The following is a 15,657-nucleotide window of genomic DNA, read 5'->3' on the forward strand; positions in this document are numbered from 1 at the left end:
GGGCCTGCCGGGTCCCCCCTTCGCCCTACCCGAGGAGGGTCAGAGCGAGCGCAGCGCCGCCAGCAGGCGGTCGATGTGCTCGGGCGTCGTGCCGAGGCCGGCACTGATCCGCACGGCGGTGTCGTGCTCGGTCTCGGAGAGCAGGTCGTCGACGAGCAGGTGGGCGCAGAACTTGCCGTCGCGCACCCCGATGCCGTGGTCGTCGCCGAGGACGCGGGCGACCTCGGCGCTGTCGTGGCCGTCGACGGTGATCGTCGCCACCGGGGCCCCGTCACCCCCGCCGAAGAGGGTGTGCACGCGCACGCCCTCGATCTCGGCGAGGCCGGCGAGCAGCCGGATGCGCAGGGCCTGCTCGTGGTCGCGGATCGCCCGCTCGTGCTCGCTGACGATCTCGCAGGCGGTGGCGAGCGCGACCGCGCCGAGCACGTTGGGGGAGCCGGCCTCGTGGCGGGCCGGGCCGTGCGTCCACTCGGTCGTGTCGAGATCCACGCGGGCGGTGGCGCCGCCGCCGGCGAGGTAGGGCTCGGCGGCGTCGAGCCAGTCGCTGCGCCCGACGAGGACGCCGGCGCCGAAGGGGGCGTAGATCTTGTGACCGCTGAAGGCGATCCAGTCCGCGCCGATCGCCTCGATGTCGACCCGGCGGTGCGGGACGACCTGCGCGGCATCGAGCGCGAAGCGGGCGTCGTGCTCGTGGGCGAGAGCCGCGAGCCGCTCGACCGGCCAGTGCTCGCCCGTGACGTTGGAGGCACCGGTGGCGACGACGAGCCGGTGCTCGGCGGGGTGGTTGCGCAGCGCCTGCTCGAGCAGGTCGAGCGCCTCGTCGTGGCTGTGCGGCACGGGCAGGCGCAGGGCGCGGGGCCAGGGCAGGAGCGCGGCGTGGTGCTCGGAGCCGAAGACGAAGACGAGCGTGTCCTCGGGCAGGGCGCGGGCCAGCAGGTTGAAGGAGTCGGTCGTGTTGCGGGTGAAGACGACCTGGTCGTCCTCGCGGGCCCCGACGAAGGTCGCGACGGTCTCGCGGGCCTGCTCGTAGCGCGAGCTGGTCACCCGCGAGGCGAAGCCGGCGCCTCGGTGCACGGAGGAGTAGGTGACGGCGGCTGCGGCCACCTCCTGGGCGACGGCCGCGAAGGCCGGCGTCGTCGCCCCGTGGTCGAGGTGCGCGTACTCGACGGTCGAGCCGTCGGCGTCGCGGTAGGTCAGGCCCTCGCTGACGAGCGCGGGCAGGGCAGTGGAGGTGCGGTGGAGGTCGGACACGGTCATGGGAGGTGCTCCTGATCCGTCAGGGACCCGGGCGGTGACCTCGAGTCCGCGCTTGCCGGGCGACACTGCGTCGCCGGCCAGGTCGTCACCCGGAGCACCCCACCGCGGACGAGGGTTGCCGACCAGCTAGCCGGGGCTTGTCGCTGGTACTCGTGACCTTGGGTCGAGACCCTAGCCGATGACGGGTGCCGGCTGTCGAGCCACTCCGGGACCCGTCTCGCGACCTGGGACGTCAGGCGAGGGCGAGGGCGAGCACGGCCCCGGCGACGAGGTGGGGGCCGAAGGCGAGCGAGGTCCGTCGGCCCGCCCGGCGCGTGAGGAGCAGCGACAGGGCGACGATGCCGCCGAGCACGAAGCCCAGCCAGATGCCGACGACGAGCTCGCTCCAGCCGAGCCAGGCGAGGGTCGGGGCGATCGACACGAGCAGCTTGGCGTCGCCCAGGCCGATCGAGCGGCCGGGCAGGAGCAGGGAGAGAGCGATCGCGCCGCCGCCGACGAGCAGGGCTGCGGTGCCTGCGCGTGCGAGGGCCGCGAGGTCGCCGGTGGCGAAGGAGGCGACGGTCACGGCCAGGGCGATGGCCGGCGCGAGCGGCACGGTGATCGCATTGGGCAGCCGGTGCACGTCGGCGTCGATCGCGGCGAGCACGAGCCCGGCCAGCGACAGGGAGAGCGGGGCCAGCAGGACGGGCCAGGGTCGGTCGGCGAGCCCCCGCTCGACGGCCACGGCGACGAAGGGGGGCGACCGCCGCCACCCACACGTGGCGGGGGAGGGGACCCCCTTCGTCCTCCCGGCGGTAGCCGCCGGTGGCCAGCCAGCGCCAGCCGGCGACCCCGACGACCAGGGCCAGGATCGCGACGACGACGGTGCGGGCTTCCACGGCCGTGACGCTACTCGGTGGGCGACCGGGGCGCGCCGGCTCGTCCACACCCGCCTGCGCGGGGTTGGCCCTGTTGCGCGTGTGACGCGTGTGTCAGGGGTGGCTTTCGCCTAACCTGCGAAGCATGGCCACTCGTCCGTCGACCACCTCGCGCAGCACCAAGGGCGCCTCCACGCGCCCGAAGGGCAGCACCCGCCCCACCGGGCGCAAGGCTCCCGCCAAGAGTGCTGCGAAGGGGAAGACCTCCGCTTCCCGCAAGACCTCCGCGTCGGGCGGGGGCCTCCCGCTGCCCATCGCCGCGGTGCAGAAGACGTGGATGGGGGTCGCCCACGCGACCGGCTCCGGCGTGCGCCGCATCGGGCACAGCGCGAGCCAGATCGAGCCGGAGCACCGTCGTGACGGCTGGGGCTTCCTCGCCCTCGCGCTCGCCCTCGTCGTCGCCGTCCGCGAGTGGTGGGGCCTCACGGGCCTCTTCGGCGACATGGTCCACGCGGTCTTCGCCGGCACCTTCGGTCGGGTCGCCTACGCCCTGCCGATCGTCCTGCTCGTCCTCGGCGTGCGCCTGCTGCGCTCCGAGGGGGACTCCGCCGCCGACGCGCGACTCGGCTTCGGCGCCGTCATGGGCCTCTTCGCCGCCTCCGGCCTGACGCACATCGCCAAGGACATCCCGCAGCCGCCCGACGGTGCCGGCCCGATGCGCGATGCGGGCGGGATCATGGGCTTCCTCGCCTCGGACCCGCTGGCCACCGCGGTCACCGAGTGGCCCGCGACGATCCTGCTCGTCCTCCTCGGCCTCTTCAGCCTGCTCCTGCTCACCGGTACCCCGCTGCACGAGGTGCCGCAGCGGCTGGCCTACATCCGCGCCGCCTTCACCGGCGAGGTGCCCAGCCACGTGACCGCTGCCCCGGAGGCCGCCCACGACGCCCCCAAGGCCGCCGTGAGCCGCGCCCGTCGGCGCCGCGTCATCGACCCCGCCGACGAGGAGCTGTCGGGTGAGCGTGACGGCGACACCGCCTTCGACCAGGCCGCCGTCGTGCAGCCGGTCGGCAAGGGGCGCCGCAAGAAGTCGGCCCCGGTGCCCGAGGCCGACGAGACCGTCGAGACGCCCCAGGCCGAGGCCGGGGGCCCGCGCCCCGGGGAGAAGCGCCCGACGAAGAACCCCGTCGTCGCGCCGATCAAGCCCTCCGACAAGACGGTGCTCGAGCCGCCGCCCACGACCCAGCTGCCGCAGCGGGTCGAGCAGCTGGCCCTCGCCGGCGACGTCACCTACACGCTGCCCGACAGCCAGCACCTCAAGCCCGGTGCCCCCCACAAGGAGCGCTCGGCGGCCAACGACAAGGTCGTCGAGTCGCTGACGAGCGTCCTCGACGAGTTCGGCATCGACGCCCAGGTCACCGGCTTCCACCGCGGCCCGACGGTCACCCGCTACGTCGTCGAGCTCGGCCCGGGTGTCAAGGTCGAGCGGGTCACGGCCCTGTCCAAGAACATCGCCTACGCCGTGGCCTCGGCCGACGTGCGCATCCTCAGCCCGATCCCGGGCAAGTCGGCCATCGGCATCGAGATCCCCAATGCCGACAAGGAGATGGTCTGCCTCGGCGACGTGCTCCGCTCCGACGTCGCGCGCAACAACGAGCACCCGATGGTCATGGGTGTCGGCAAGGACGTCGAGGGCGGCTACGTCATCGCCAACCTCGCGAAGATGCCGCACATCCTCGTCGCCGGTGCCACGGGCTCCGGCAAGTCCTCCTTCGTCAACTCGATGATCACCTCGATCCTCATGCGGGCCACGCCCGACGAGGTGCGCATGGTGCTCGTCGACCCCAAGCGGGTGGAGCTGACGGCCTACGAGGGCATCCCGCACCTCATCACGCCGATCATCACCAACGCCAAGAAGGCCGCCGAGGCCCTGCAGTGGGTCGTGCGCGAGATGGACATGCGCTACGACGACCTCGCGACCTTCGGCTACAAGCACGTCGACGACTACAACAAGGCGGTCAAGGCCGGCAAGGTCGAGCCGATCCCCGGCAGCGAGCGGGTCATCCAGCCCTACCCCTACCTCCTCGTCATCGTCGACGAGCTCGCCGACCTGATGATGGTCGCCCCGCGCGACGTCGAGGACTCGATCGTGCGCATCACCCAGCTCGCGCGCGCCGCGGGTATCCACCTCGTCCTCGCGACGCAGCGCCCGTCGGTCGACGTCGTCACCGGTCTGATCAAGGCCAACGTGCCCTCGCGCATGGCCTTCGCCACCTCGTCGCTCGCCGACTCGCGGGTCGTGCTCGACCAGCCCGGCGCCGAAAAGCTCCTCGGCCAGGGTGACGCCCTCTTCCTGCCCATGGGCAAGTCCAAGCCGATGCGTGTGCAGGGTGCCTGGGTCACCGAGTCCGAGATCCAGGCGGTCGTCGCCCACGTCACCGGGCAGCTCAAGCCGGTCTACCGCGAGGACGTCGCCCCGGCGGAGGCGCCCAAGAAGGAGATCGACGAGGACATCGGCGACGACCTCGACGTGCTGCTGCAGGCCACCGAGCTCGTCGTCACGACCCAGTTCGGCTCGACGTCGATGCTCCAGCGCAAGCTCCGGGTCGGCTTCGCCAAGGCCGGCCGGCTCATGGACCTGCTCGAGTCGCGCGGCGTCGTCGGCCCCTCAGAGGGCTCCAAGGCCCGTGACGTGCTCATCACCGTCGAGGACCTGCCGACGACCCTGGCCCTGATGAAGGGGGAGGAGCCGCCGGCTCCGGAGGCCTCGGCCGAGGGTGCCGACGGGGTGGAGGGCGGCGTCGACGACGAGGCCCCGCAGGCCGCGCCGGCAGGGGTCTCCACCGACACCGACGTCATCGACCTGCGCCAGGGTGCCCCAGCGGCGCAGGACCGTTACGCGAGCGACCCGATCGGCACCGAGGTCGTCGAGGAATGGACCGAGGACGACGACGAGGACGCCTGGTCCCTCACCGACCGTCGCTGACCTGCTCGGGCGCCGGCGCCTCGTCGAGGGCGCCGGCGTCGAGGAGCTCGGCGCGCACGTCGCCGACGAAGTCGACGACCTGGTCGCGGCCGCGGACCGGACCGCCGGCGAGCAGGCCGTCACCGCCGAGGAGCACCGCTGCGGGGGTCCCCACGCCGAAGATGCGCGCCAGCGTGCCCTGCGGGTCGTGCAGCACCCGCCCGGACAGCGCAGGGGCCTGCTGGGTGGCCAGCTCGACGGGCTGGGCGACGACCGCCCGCACCCGCACCGGGCCCAGCCCCTCGTCCCAGCCCGGCAGCTCCTCGATGACCGGCGTGCACGGACCGCACCCCGGTGAGATGAAGAGGAGCAGCACCGCGCCCTCGGCGACGAGGGCCGTCAGCGGGATCGAGCGGCCGGCCTCGTCCTCGAGCGCCGCGTAGGGCATCGGCTGGCGGCTGTAGTCCAGCTCCTCCTCGTCGGTGGCGGCCGCTGCGGGGGCGGGGGTCGCCCCCTTCGTCCCGCCGAAGGTCACGACGACCACGGCGACGGTGACGACGACCAGCGCGAGCCAGACCCACGTCGCCGCGCTGGCCTCGGCGAGCCGCGCGAGCACGGAGGCCTCCGCTGACGCCGACCACAGCGTGAGCAGCCCGACGAGCACGAGCAGCACGTTGCGCCACGCGGTGCGGCGGGTGACCTCGCCGAGCCCGAGCCGCCCGAAGCAGCTGCACGTCACGGGGTAGCCGAAGCCCAGCGCCCGCACGATGACGGCGAGGTAGGCGATGAGCAGGCCGAGCGTGACCACCGCCACCCCCAGGGCGAAGGGGGCGGGCGTCACCACGAGCGCCACCGCCAGGACGATCTCGGCCCACGGCAGGACCCGCGGTGCGGGGGAGTCGGTGAGGGCCCGGGGCAGCTGCAGCTGCGCGAAGGCGCTGCGCGTCTCCTCGGGGTGACGCAGCTTGGCGCCGCCGCTGACGCAGAGCAGGACGGCGAGCAGCAGGGGAGGGAGCAGGAGGGGTCCGGCGAGCACGTGGCGAGTCTAGGGTTGCCCCATGACGAAGGCTTGGTACGAGCTCGACAGCCGTCCGACGGGGGCCCGCTACTGGGCCGCTGTCGTGCGCAAGCAGCCCTCGGCGATCCTCGTGGGCATCCAGCTCTTCGCGATCGTGCTGCTCCCGTGGGTCGAGTCGGAGAACTGGGGCCGGGCGGTCATCACCTCGCTGTCGCTCTTCGCCGTGACCTTCGGTATCTGGGTCGTCCGCTCCACCCCGGCTCTGACCTGGCTCGCCCTGCTCATCGGCTTCCCTGCCTTCGTCCTCGAGGTGTGGTCGGTCGTCGACCGGAGCAACGTGCCGGTGACCTTTGCGGCCCACCTGCTGCTCGCGATCTTCTACATGTACGTCGCCTACGGGCTCGTTGCGTACATGTTCGCCGACACGTGGGTGACCAAGGACGAGCTCTTCGCGGTGGGTGCGGCCTTCACCGTGCTCCTCTTCGGCTTCACCTACCTCTTCGTGGCGATCCAGACCCTCGAGCCCGGCTCCTTCGACGGGCACACGGGCGTGGGGCAGAAGTCCTTCCTCGAGCTGTTGTACTTCTCCGCGGCCAACCTCACGAGCGTCGGCCTGTCCGACGTGACGGCCATCGAGCCGCACGCGCGGGCCGCGACGATCATCGAGCAGCTCGGTGGCGTCCTCTACGTCGCGATGGTCATCTCGCGACTCGTGGCGCTGACGGTCAGCCGGGCGCGTCACTGAGGCGCCTGCGGGGACCTAGAGTGGGGGCATGTCCGTCACCACCCGTAGCGTCGCCATCGTCACCCTCGGGTGCACCCGCAACGACGTGGACTCCGAGGAGCTCGCCGGGCGGCTCTCCGCCGAGGGGTGGACCCTCGTCGACGACGCCGCGGAGGCGGACGTCGCGGTCGTCAACACCTGCGGATTCATCGAGCAGGCCAAGAAGGACTCGATCGACGCGATCCTCGAGGTGGGCGGCCTGCGCGAGCACGGTCGCACGCAAAAGGTCGTGGCCGTCGGGTGCCTCGCCGAGCGCTACGGCAAGGAGCTGGCCGACGAGCTGCCCGAGGCCGACGCGGTGCTCGGCTTCGACTCCTACACCGACATGTCGGCCCACCTGCGGGCGGTCCTCGACGGGCACGCCCCCGAGGCCCACACGCCCGGTGACCGGCGCAAGCTGCTGCCGATCTCGCCGGTCGAGCGCGATGCCGCTGAGGTGGCCCTGCCGGGGCACAACACCGCCAGCGACCTGCCGCGGACCCGCCTGGCGGACACGCCGTGGGCGCCGCTGAAGATCGCCTCGGGCTGCGACCGGCGCTGCGCCTTCTGCGCCATCCCGACCTTCCGTGGCGCCTTCGTCTCGCGTCGTCCCAACGACGTCGTGGCCGAAGGGAGGTGGCTCGCCTCCCAGGGGGTGCGTGAGCTCTTCCTCGTGAGCGAGAACTCGACGTCCTACGGCAAGGACCTCGGCGACCTCGACCTGCTCGAGCAGCTGCTGCCGGAGCTCGTCGCCATCGAGGGCATCGAGCGGGTGCGGGTGTCCTACCTCCAGCCGGCGGAGATCCGGCCCGGGCTGCTGCGTGCGATGGCGGCGACGCCGGGCGTCGTGCCCTGGTACGACATCTCCTTCCAGCACGCGTCGGGTCCGCTGCTGCGGAGGATGCGTCGCTTCGGCGACACCGACTCCTTCCTCGAGCTCATCCGTGGCGTGCGCGAGCGCCAGCCGGAGGCCGGCATCCGCTCCAACGTCATCCTCGGCTTCCCTGGGGAGACCGAGGAGGACGTCGCCGAGCTCGAGCGCTTCCTGACCCGGGCCCGTCTCGACGTCGTCGGGGTCTTCGGCTACTCCGACGAGGACGGCACCGAGGGAGAGCTGCTCACCGACAAGGTCGACCCGGAGGTCGTCGCCGAGCGCGTGGAGCGGGTGCGCTCGCTCGTCGAGGAGCTGAGTGCCCAGCGCGCCGAGGAGCGCGTCGGCGAGGTCGTCGAGGTCCTCGTCGAGGAGATCGACGACGAGACCGGCGAGATCAGCGGGCGGGCGGCCCACCAGGGGCCCGACGTCGACGGCGTCACCCTCCTCACCGGAGCGGTCGACGGGCTGGAGGTCGGCACGATCGTCACCGCCGAGGTCATCGGGACCGAGGGCATCGACCTCGTCGGGCGGGTGTCGGCATGACCTCCCAGCCGCAGTCGCAGGCGCCGGTGGGGCAGACGCAGGCGCCCGAGCCCAGCCCCTGGAATCTGCCCAACGCCCTGACGGTCCTGCGCATCCTGCTCGTGCCCGTCTTCGTCTGGCTCGTCCTGCGCGACGGCGGCGACGACACCGTCACCCGGTGGTGGGCCTGGGGCGTCTTCGCGATCGCGATCATCACCGACCGCATCGACGGCGACCTCGCCCGGGCCAAGGGGCTGGTGACCACCTTCGGCAAGGTCGCCGACCCGATCGCCGACAAGGCACTGACCGGGGCGGGCTTCATCACCCTGTCGATGATCGGCGAGATCCCGTGGTGGATCGCCGTCGTCATCATCGCCCGCGAGCTCGGCATCACGCTCATGCGCTTCTGGGTCATCCGCCACGGGGTGATGCCGGCGAGCCGCGGTGGCAAGGTCAAGACCTTCTTGCAGGCCCTGGCCATCGGCCTCTTCGTCATCCCGCTGAGCAGCCTGCCCGTGGAGTGGCTGTGGCGCGGCCTGGCCTGGGCGATCCTCCTCGCGGCCCTCGTCGTGACGATCGCGACCGCGGTCGACTACGTCATGAAGGCGATGACGCTCCGCTCGACGAGCGATCGCGCCCGGATGAAGCAGGAGCGCAAGGCGGCACGTGGCCGCTAACGCCGCGGCACTGCTCGACGCCCTCGCCGCGCGGGGGTGGTCGCTCGGCACCGCGGAGTCACTGACGGGTGGCCTGCTCGCCGCGACCGTCGTCGAGGTGCCCGGCGCCTCCCGGGTCTTCGCCGGCTCAGTCGTCGCCTACGACCCCGCCGTCAAGATCTCGCTGCTGGGCGTGGACCAGTCCGTGATCGAGCGCGTGGGCACCGTCGACGAGCAGGTCGCGACCCAGATGGCGACGGGAGCCTGCCGCGCCCTGGGCGTCGACGTCGCCGTCGCGACGACGGGGGTGGCCGGTCCCGGCCCGAGCGAGGGACACCCGGCCGGCACGGTGTGGCTGGCCTGCGCCTGGCCCGAGGGAGTATCGACGCGTCGGCTGGCGTTGACCGGGGAGCGCTGCGAGGTGCGCGCGACGGCGGTCGCTGCCGCGCTGACCTTGGTGGCCGAGGCCATCGGTCGCACGTCGACCGGCGGCGGCCCTGACCTTTCGCAGGGACTCACCTGATCGTTGTGGGTGGGGCGTTGTACCGTGGTGTCGGACGAGATGCTCGAGGAGGTGGTCCGTGATGGTGTTGCTGCGTGAAGAGCTCGGCGACGTGCTGCGCGATGCCCGCCGCTCCCAGGGGCGCACCCTGCGCGACATCTCGGCCAAGGCCTCCGTCTCTCTCGGCTACCTCAGCGAGATCGAGCGCGGCGAAAAGGAAGCGAGCTCCGAGCTGATCGCCTCGATCTGCACCGCGCTCGAGGTGCCACTGTCCGCCGTCTTCACCGAGATCGCGCACCGCGCCGACCGGGCCGAGCGGGCCAGTGCCCCCTCCACCCTGCCGGTCGCCACCCGCTCCGAGGACGTCGTCTCCGCCGCCTGACCGGCTCTGCCGGACCTGCCGGCCCTCAGCGGCCAGGTCGTCGCCGGGAGCCCAGCGGGCCCTGTGGTCGCCCGTCATCGGTCGGGGCCGGCCCACCCTGGCACCCCGGGCAGGAGAAGAAGACCCGGTCCGGCCCCGTGCGACCCAGCGGCGCCACGCGGATCGTCGCGCCGCAGCGTCGGCACGGCCGCCCCGATCGCCCGTGCACCCACGAGCGGTGGTCGGCACGCAGCACGCCGGTCGCCGACTGGACGGCGTGGTCCTTGCCCCGGTCCATCAGCTCGTGCACGCGAGCGACGAGCGCGGAGATCTCGTCGCCGGTGAGGTCGCGGGCCGGACGCCACGGGTGCAACCGCTGGGCGAAGAGCGCCTCGCTCGCCCAAAATGTCCCCACCCCGGCGAGCACCCGCTGATCGAGCAGCGCCGCGGCGATCGTGACATCCGGGGGACACTCGCTGATCCGCAGCACGACGAGGTCGGGGTCCCAGTCCTCGCCGAGGACGTCGGGGCCCAGGTGCCCGACGAGCCGGTGCTCGTCGCGACGTGGCACGACGTCGACCTCACCCAGCCGCAGACCCAGCGTCGTCCACGCATCGGTGCCGATCGCCGCCCGCAGGTCGGTCCGGCGCAGCGCGCGTCGCGCCGCCTCGGACCCGGCGGCCTCGACCCGCCACGAGCCCTCCATCCGCAGGTGGGTGTGCAGCGTCCATCCGGAGTCGAAGCGGTGGAGGAGGTGCTTGCCGCGGGGCACGACCTCGTCGACGACCGCGCCCGTGAGGCGCCCTTCGTCCACCTCACCCCACCGGATGTCGACGAGTGTCGCGGGGGCTCCCGCCAGGGCGGCGTGCAGCCGTCGCGCCGTCCGCCAGACGGTGTCGCCCTCGGGCACCGGTCAGCCTCGCCGGCCTGGGCGAGTCTCAGCCCGCGCGGGGTCATGGTGAAGCCGGCATCGGTCAGGGCCACGGCGAGCGGGTCCTGCGAGCCGAGGACAGCGGCACCGTCGGCGCGCTGCACCGTGAGGCGACCCAGCGCTCCGCGGTGCACGGCATCGGCGAGCCCGGTCGCGGCGACGGCGAGCGACTCCTCGTCGCACGGCCAGGAGAGCAGGGTGCGGCCACCGCGCTCGACGTAGAGTACGAGCTGCCCGTCGACGGCGACGACGAGGGCTCCGGCCTTGCGACCCGGCTGGTGCCCGGAGTCCCGCTCGGGCCAGCGCAGGGCGGCGCCCCACGGGTTGGCGGGGTCGGTCGCGGCGAGCACGACCGGGCCCTCGGGGGGCCGGGCCGAGCGCACCTCGTCGACGGCGCCGGGCACGGCGAACTGCGAGGCACCGAGCCCCTCGATGAAGTAGCCGCGGCGCACCTGACCGGCCTCCTCGGCGGCACCGAGGACGCGGTGGACGGCGGCGAAGCCGCCGGTGACCTCTTCGGCGACCACGCTGCCGCGGGTGACGACGCCGTACCGGTCGAGCAGGCCCTCGGCGGCCGCATGGGCGCGGACCGTCGGCTCTGCCTCCGTGGCGGGCAGGGCTGACCAGCGCCCGGCGGCGCGTGGTGGGCCGCTGCGCTGCGGGACGGTGGGCCGACCGAGCCGTGGTCGGCCGCCGTAGCGCCCCCGCGCTGCCGGTCGCCGCTGCGGCTTGTGTGCGGTGCGGCCGCCCGCGAGCAGCCCGCGGACCGGGGCGAGGGTGTCGCCGGTGACGAGCCCGCGGTGGGCCAGGGACCACAGCGCGTCGGCCAGCTCCTCGTCGTCGACCCGCTCCTCGTCCTCGGCGCGGTCGTGGGCGAGGGTGTCCGCGAGGTCGCGGAAGAAGTGGGCTCCGCCGCCGGCGAGGGCGTGGTGCACCCGTGCTTCGAGCGGGCTCAGACCGGTCGCATCGGGCACCGGGAGGGTGGTCTCGGCCCCGTCGGCCAGGTGCAGGCTGACCCACGCGTCGTCGCCGGGCAGGCTGCCGTGGCCGGCCCACAGCACCTCGCCGGTCGCCATGAGGTCGTCGAGGACCGGTCCGCCGGCGTCGTCGACCCGGGCGGGCAGGACGAGGGACTCGAGCGCACTGGCCGGGAGCGGGACGCCGCTCAGCTGCTCGACGACCCGCAGCACGCCGTCGCGTCCGCGCATGCGGCGGCCGACGCCCTGCCACGAGGGCAGGAAGCGGGCGAACTGCCGGGGCTCGACCGGCTCGACCTCATGACGCAGCGCGGCCAGCGACCGCCGCCGCAGGGTCCGCAGCACCTCGGCGTCGCAGAACTCGCCACCCCGGCCCCCGCACTCGACGGGCAGCAGGTCGCCCTCGACGAGGCGGCCGGTCTGCACCAGACGCCTCAGGGCATCGGTGGCGACCGCCCGGCCGATGCCGTAGTGCGTCGCGAGGTCGGTTGCGGCGAAGGGGACGTGGGTGCGCGCGTAGCGCGCCACGAGGTCCCCGAGCGGGTCGCTCGCCGGTTGCAGCAGCGAGTCGGCCAGTCCGGGAGGCAGGCTCACCCCGAGGGCATCGCGCAGGCGAGCGGCGTCCTCGGTGCTGGCCCAGCGATCCTCACCGGCCACCCGCACGGGGATGACCTGGCGGCTGGTCTCGAGGTCGACCAGGGCCGCGCGCACGGCGTCGGTGTCGAGGCGGCTGCGCCCCTCGAGCCCCTCGACCGTCAGGGGCCCGAGGACGCGCAGCAGGTCGAGCAGGTCCTCGCCGTCACGGGCCGCGCGCTCGGGCGTGAGGCTCTGCAGCTCGGCGGCGGTGCGCTCCACGGCTGCCGGGTCGAGCAGGTCGGCCAGGGCGAGCTGCTCGCCGCGCCCGAGCAGGTCCGCGAGCAGCGTCGGGTCGAGGGTCAGTGCGGCGGCGCGCCGCTCGGCGAGCGGTGAGTCCCCTTCGTAGAGGAACTGGGCGACGTAGCCAAACATCAACGACGCGGCGAAGGGGGAGGGCCGCTGGCTCTCGACGTCGACGAGGGTCACCCGTCGTCCCGCGATGTGCGTCATGAGCTCGGTGAGGGCCGGTACGTCGAAGACGTCCTGGAGGCACTCGCGCACCGCCTCGAGCACGATGGGGAAGTCGCTGTGCCCGCTCGCGACCTCGAGCAGGGCCGCGGCCCGCTGCCGCTGCTGCCACAGGGGCTGGCGGCGGTCGGGGCGACGCCTCGGCAGGAGGAGGGCCCGCGCCGCGCACTCGCGGAAACGCGCGGCGAAGAGGGCCGAGCCACCGATCTCGTCGGTCACGGCTCGCTCGACGTCGGCCGGGTCGAGGGTGATGAGGTCGAGGACCTGACGGCTCAGCGCGGCGGCGTCGAGACTGTCGTCGAACTCGAGATCGGGCAGCCGCAGGACGATCCCGTCGTCACCGTGCATCGCCTGAACGTCGATGCCCCACCGCTCTCGCATGCGGCCGGCGATCGCCAGCGCCCACGGGGCGTGCACCTGGGCGCCGAAGGGGGAGTGCACGGCCACGCGCCAGTCACCGATCTCGTCGCGAAACCGCTCGACGACGATCGTGCGGTCGTCGGGCAGGTGACCGGTCGCCGCGCGCTGCTCCTCGAGGTAGGCGAGGAGGTTGTCGCGAGCCCACTCGTCGAGCCCCGCCTGCGCGAGGCGGGCGTTGGCTCCCTTCGTCCCGAGGCCGCCGATCTCTCGGACGAAGCTGCCGACGGCGGCGCCGAGCTCGGCCGGTCGGCCGAGCTGGTCGCCGTGCCAGAAGGGCAGCCGGCCGGGCTGGCCGGGGGCCGGGGTGACGAGCACCTGGTCGTGGGTGATGTCCTCGATGCGCCAGCTGCTCGTGCCGAGGGTGAAGACGTCGCCGACCCGCGACTCGTAGACCATCTCCTCGTCGAGCTCGCCGACCCGGCGTCCGGGCCCGTCACCGGAGGCGAGGAAGACGCCGTACAGACCGCGGTCGGGGATCGTGCCGCCGCTCGTCACGGCGAGTCGCTGCGCTCCGCGGCGCCCCGCGATGGTGCCGGCGACGCGGTCCCACGTGATGCGCGGGCGCAGCTCGGCGAAGTCCTCCGACGGGTACCGCCCGGCGAGCATGTCGAGGGTGGCGTGCAGCAACGTCGAGGGCAGGGAGGCGAAGGGAGCCGCCCGCCGCACGAGCGCCTCGAGCTCGGTGACCTCCCACTCGTCGAGGGCGCACATGGCGACGACCTGCTGGGCGAGCACGTCGAGCGGGTTGGCAGGGACGTGCAGGGCCTCGATCTCGCCGGCGCGCATCCGCTCGACGACGACGGCCGACTGGACGAGGTCGCCGCGGAACTTCGGCAGGACGACCCCGTGGCTGACGGCTCCGACCTGGTGGCCGGCACGGCCGACCCGCTGCAGCCCGGAGGCGACCGACGGCGGTGACTCGATCTGGACGACGAGGTCGATCGCGCCCATGTCGATGCCGAGCTCGAGGCTGCTCGTCGCGACGACGCAGGGCAGCCGGCCGGCCTTGAGGTCCTCCTCGATGAGGGCGCGCTGCTCCTTGCTCACCGAGCCGTGGTGGGCACGGGCCAGGACGGGTGGTGCTCCCGCGGAGGCGCCGGACTGGGCCATGACCTCGGCGGGTGGCCGGCTGGGGAGGGGCGCCTCGGCGGCCTCGGGAGGAGCGACGCGCTCGGCGTGGATCTCGTTGAGCCGACCGGTCAGCCGCTCGCCGAGCCGGCGGCTGTTGACGAAGACGAGCGTCGAGCGGTGCTGCTCGACGAGGTCGACGACCCGCTCCTCCACGTGCGGCCAGATCGAGGCCCGACGCTCCTCGCCCGCGGCGGCACCGGAAAGATCGCCTGTCGGCTCGCCGAGCTCGGTGAGGTCGGCGACCGGGACGACGACGTCGAGCTGCCACTGCTTCGTCGACGTGGGCTGGACGATCTCGACCGGTCGGCCACCGGAGAGGAAGCGGGCGACCTCGTCGACCGGGCGCACCGTGGCCGACAGGCCGATCCGCTGGGCGGGCCGCTCGAGCAGGGCGTCGAGGCGCTCGAGCGAGAGCGCCAGGTGGGCCCCGCGCTTGGTGCCGGCGAGGGCGTGGATCTCGTCGATGATGATCGTCTCGACCCCGCGCAGGGCCTCGCGCACGCCCGAGGTGAGCATGAGGAAGAGCGACTCGGGGGTCGTGATGAGGACATCGGACGGCGTCCTGGCGAAGGCCCGGCGCTCGGCGGCCGGGGTGTCTCCCGAGCGGACGGAGACCGAGACCTCGGGCGCCGGCAGCCCGAGCCGGTCAGCGGCGTGCCCGATGCCGACGAGCGGGGCGCGCAGGTTGCGCTCGACGTCGACGGCCAGAGCCTTGAGGGGCGAGATGTAGAGGACGCGGCAGCGCGCCTGCGGGTCCTGTGGTCGTGGTGTCGACGCGAGTCGGTCGAGCGCCCAGAGGAAGGCCGAGAGGGTCTTGCCCGAGCCGGTCGGGGCGACGACGAGGGCGTGGCTGCCAGCGCTGATCGCGCTCCAGGCACCGACCTGCGCCTGCGTGGGCTCGGCGAAGCTGTCCCGGAACCACGTCGCGGTGGCGGGGGGAGAAGCGGTCGAGGACGTCGTCGGTCATGGTAGGGACAGCCTGCCACCGTCCGCCGACAGCTCAGCGCTGCAGCAGGTCGAGCACCTGGTCGAGCTTCGTCTCGAGCGAGGTCATCCGGGTCTCCATGGAGGTCATCCGGGTCTCGAGCGAGTCCATCCGGTCCCCGAGCGCCCCCACGTCCTCGGTCAGCTCGTTGAACCGGTTGGTGTGGCGACGCTGCGTGTTGTGGACGTCGGCGATCATCGTGTGCATCGCGGAGATGTCGTTGTCGTGCTGCCGCACCTTGCGCTCGAGATCGGTGGCCGTCATGCGTCCACGATAGGCGCTCGAGGGAGCCTGTCCGGCGCCTCGGGCGAGATCTGTGGACAACGATCGGGCAGCG

General features: G+C 73.3%; 11 protein-coding genes, 2 pseudogenes and 1 riboswitch. Of the genes and pseudogenes, 6 read left to right on the forward strand and 7 right to left on the reverse strand.

The genetic code is table 11. From position 1 onward, the window contains the following. Positions 1–39 precede the first annotated feature (39 nt). The gene (locus tag B277_RS05700; RefSeq protein ID WP_007926115.1) at positions 40–1,257 is read right to left on the reverse strand and encodes an aminotransferase class V-fold PLP-dependent enzyme; all 1,218 of its coding nucleotides are present in this window, start codon (positions 1,255–1,257) and stop codon (positions 40–42) included. A gap of 43 nt (positions 1,258–1,300) precedes the next feature. Beyond that, positions 1,301–1,415, reverse strand: a riboswitch (SAM riboswitch). A gap of 74 nt (positions 1,416–1,489) precedes the next feature. Then, positions 1,490–1,981: a prepilin peptidase gene (locus B277_RS05705; RefSeq protein WP_007926116.1), complete on the reverse strand. Its 492-nt coding sequence runs from the start codon at positions 1,979–1,981 to the stop codon at positions 1,490–1,492. A 278-nt stretch (positions 1,982–2,259) separates the two neighbouring features. Between B277_RS05705 and B277_RS05715 the strand changes: the two genes are divergently transcribed. Further along, complete coding sequence (locus tag B277_RS05715; protein ID WP_007926119.1) at positions 2,260–5,097, forward strand: DNA translocase FtsK; 2,838 nt, start codon at positions 2,260–2,262, stop codon at positions 5,095–5,097. Here B277_RS05715 and B277_RS15880 read toward each other — a convergent pair. Next, the gene (locus B277_RS15880) at positions 5,081–6,112 is read right to left on the reverse strand and encodes a MauE/DoxX family redox-associated membrane protein (RefSeq protein ID WP_007926126.1); all 1,032 of its coding nucleotides are present in this window, start codon (positions 6,110–6,112) and stop codon (positions 5,081–5,083) included. The genes B277_RS05715 and B277_RS15880 overlap by 17 nt on opposite strands. A gap of 22 nt (positions 6,113–6,134) precedes the next feature. Here B277_RS15880 and B277_RS05730 point away from each other — a divergent pair, with 22 nt between their 5' ends. From B277_RS05730 to B277_RS05750, 5 genes are all read left to right on the forward strand, one after another. After that, positions 6,135–6,839: an ion channel gene (locus B277_RS05730; protein WP_007926132.1), complete on the forward strand. Its 705-nt coding sequence runs from the start codon at positions 6,135–6,137 to the stop codon at positions 6,837–6,839. 28 nt (positions 6,840–6,867) lie between these two features. Further along, a complete protein-coding gene (gene rimO / locus B277_RS05735; RefSeq protein WP_007926133.1) occupies positions 6,868–8,274 on the forward strand; it encodes a 30S ribosomal protein S12 methylthiotransferase RimO in 1,407 nt (468 codons plus the stop codon). Beyond that, on the forward strand, positions 8,271–8,930 hold the full coding sequence (pgsA, locus tag B277_RS05740; RefSeq protein WP_007926134.1) for a CDP-diacylglycerol--glycerol-3-phosphate 3-phosphatidyltransferase: 660 nt from the start codon (positions 8,271–8,273) through the stop codon (positions 8,928–8,930). Before rimO ends, pgsA begins: the two co-directional genes overlap by 4 nt. Beyond that, complete coding sequence (locus B277_RS05745) at positions 8,920–9,432, forward strand: CinA family protein (protein ID WP_007926135.1); 513 nt, start codon at positions 8,920–8,922, stop codon at positions 9,430–9,432. Before pgsA ends, B277_RS05745 begins: the two co-directional genes overlap by 11 nt. A 61-nt stretch (positions 9,433–9,493) precedes the next feature. Next, entirely contained in the window at positions 9,494–9,793 is a 300-nt protein-coding gene (locus B277_RS05750; protein ID WP_007926136.1) for a helix-turn-helix domain-containing protein, read from the forward strand. Between the two features lie 25 nt (positions 9,794–9,818). Here B277_RS05750 and B277_RS18900 read toward each other — a convergent pair whose 3' ends face one another. From B277_RS18900 to B277_RS05765, 4 genes and pseudogenes are all read right to left on the reverse strand, one after another. After that, entirely contained in the window at positions 9,819–10,082 is a 264-nt protein-coding gene (locus B277_RS18900; RefSeq protein WP_238539379.1) for a hypothetical protein, read from the reverse strand. 36 nt (positions 10,083–10,118) lie between these two features. Beyond that, positions 10,119–10,682, reverse strand: a pseudogene (locus tag B277_RS17380) (DNA-formamidopyrimidine glycosylase family protein); the annotation flags it as partial. A gap of 17 nt (positions 10,683–10,699) precedes the next feature. Further along, positions 10,700–15,302: pseudogene (locus B277_RS05760) on the reverse strand (ATP-dependent helicase); the annotation flags it as partial. Positions 15,303–15,335: 33 nt separating this feature from the next. Then, entirely contained in the window at positions 15,336–15,584 is a 249-nt protein-coding gene (locus B277_RS05765; RefSeq protein WP_007926141.1) for a hypothetical protein, read from the reverse strand. Between the last annotated feature and the right edge of the window lie 73 nt (positions 15,585–15,657).

This window comes from Janibacter hoylei PVAS-1 (genome assembly GCF_000297495.1).
In the GTDB taxonomy this organism is placed as follows: Bacteria; Actinomycetota; Actinomycetes; order Actinomycetales; family Dermatophilaceae; genus Janibacter; species Janibacter hoylei.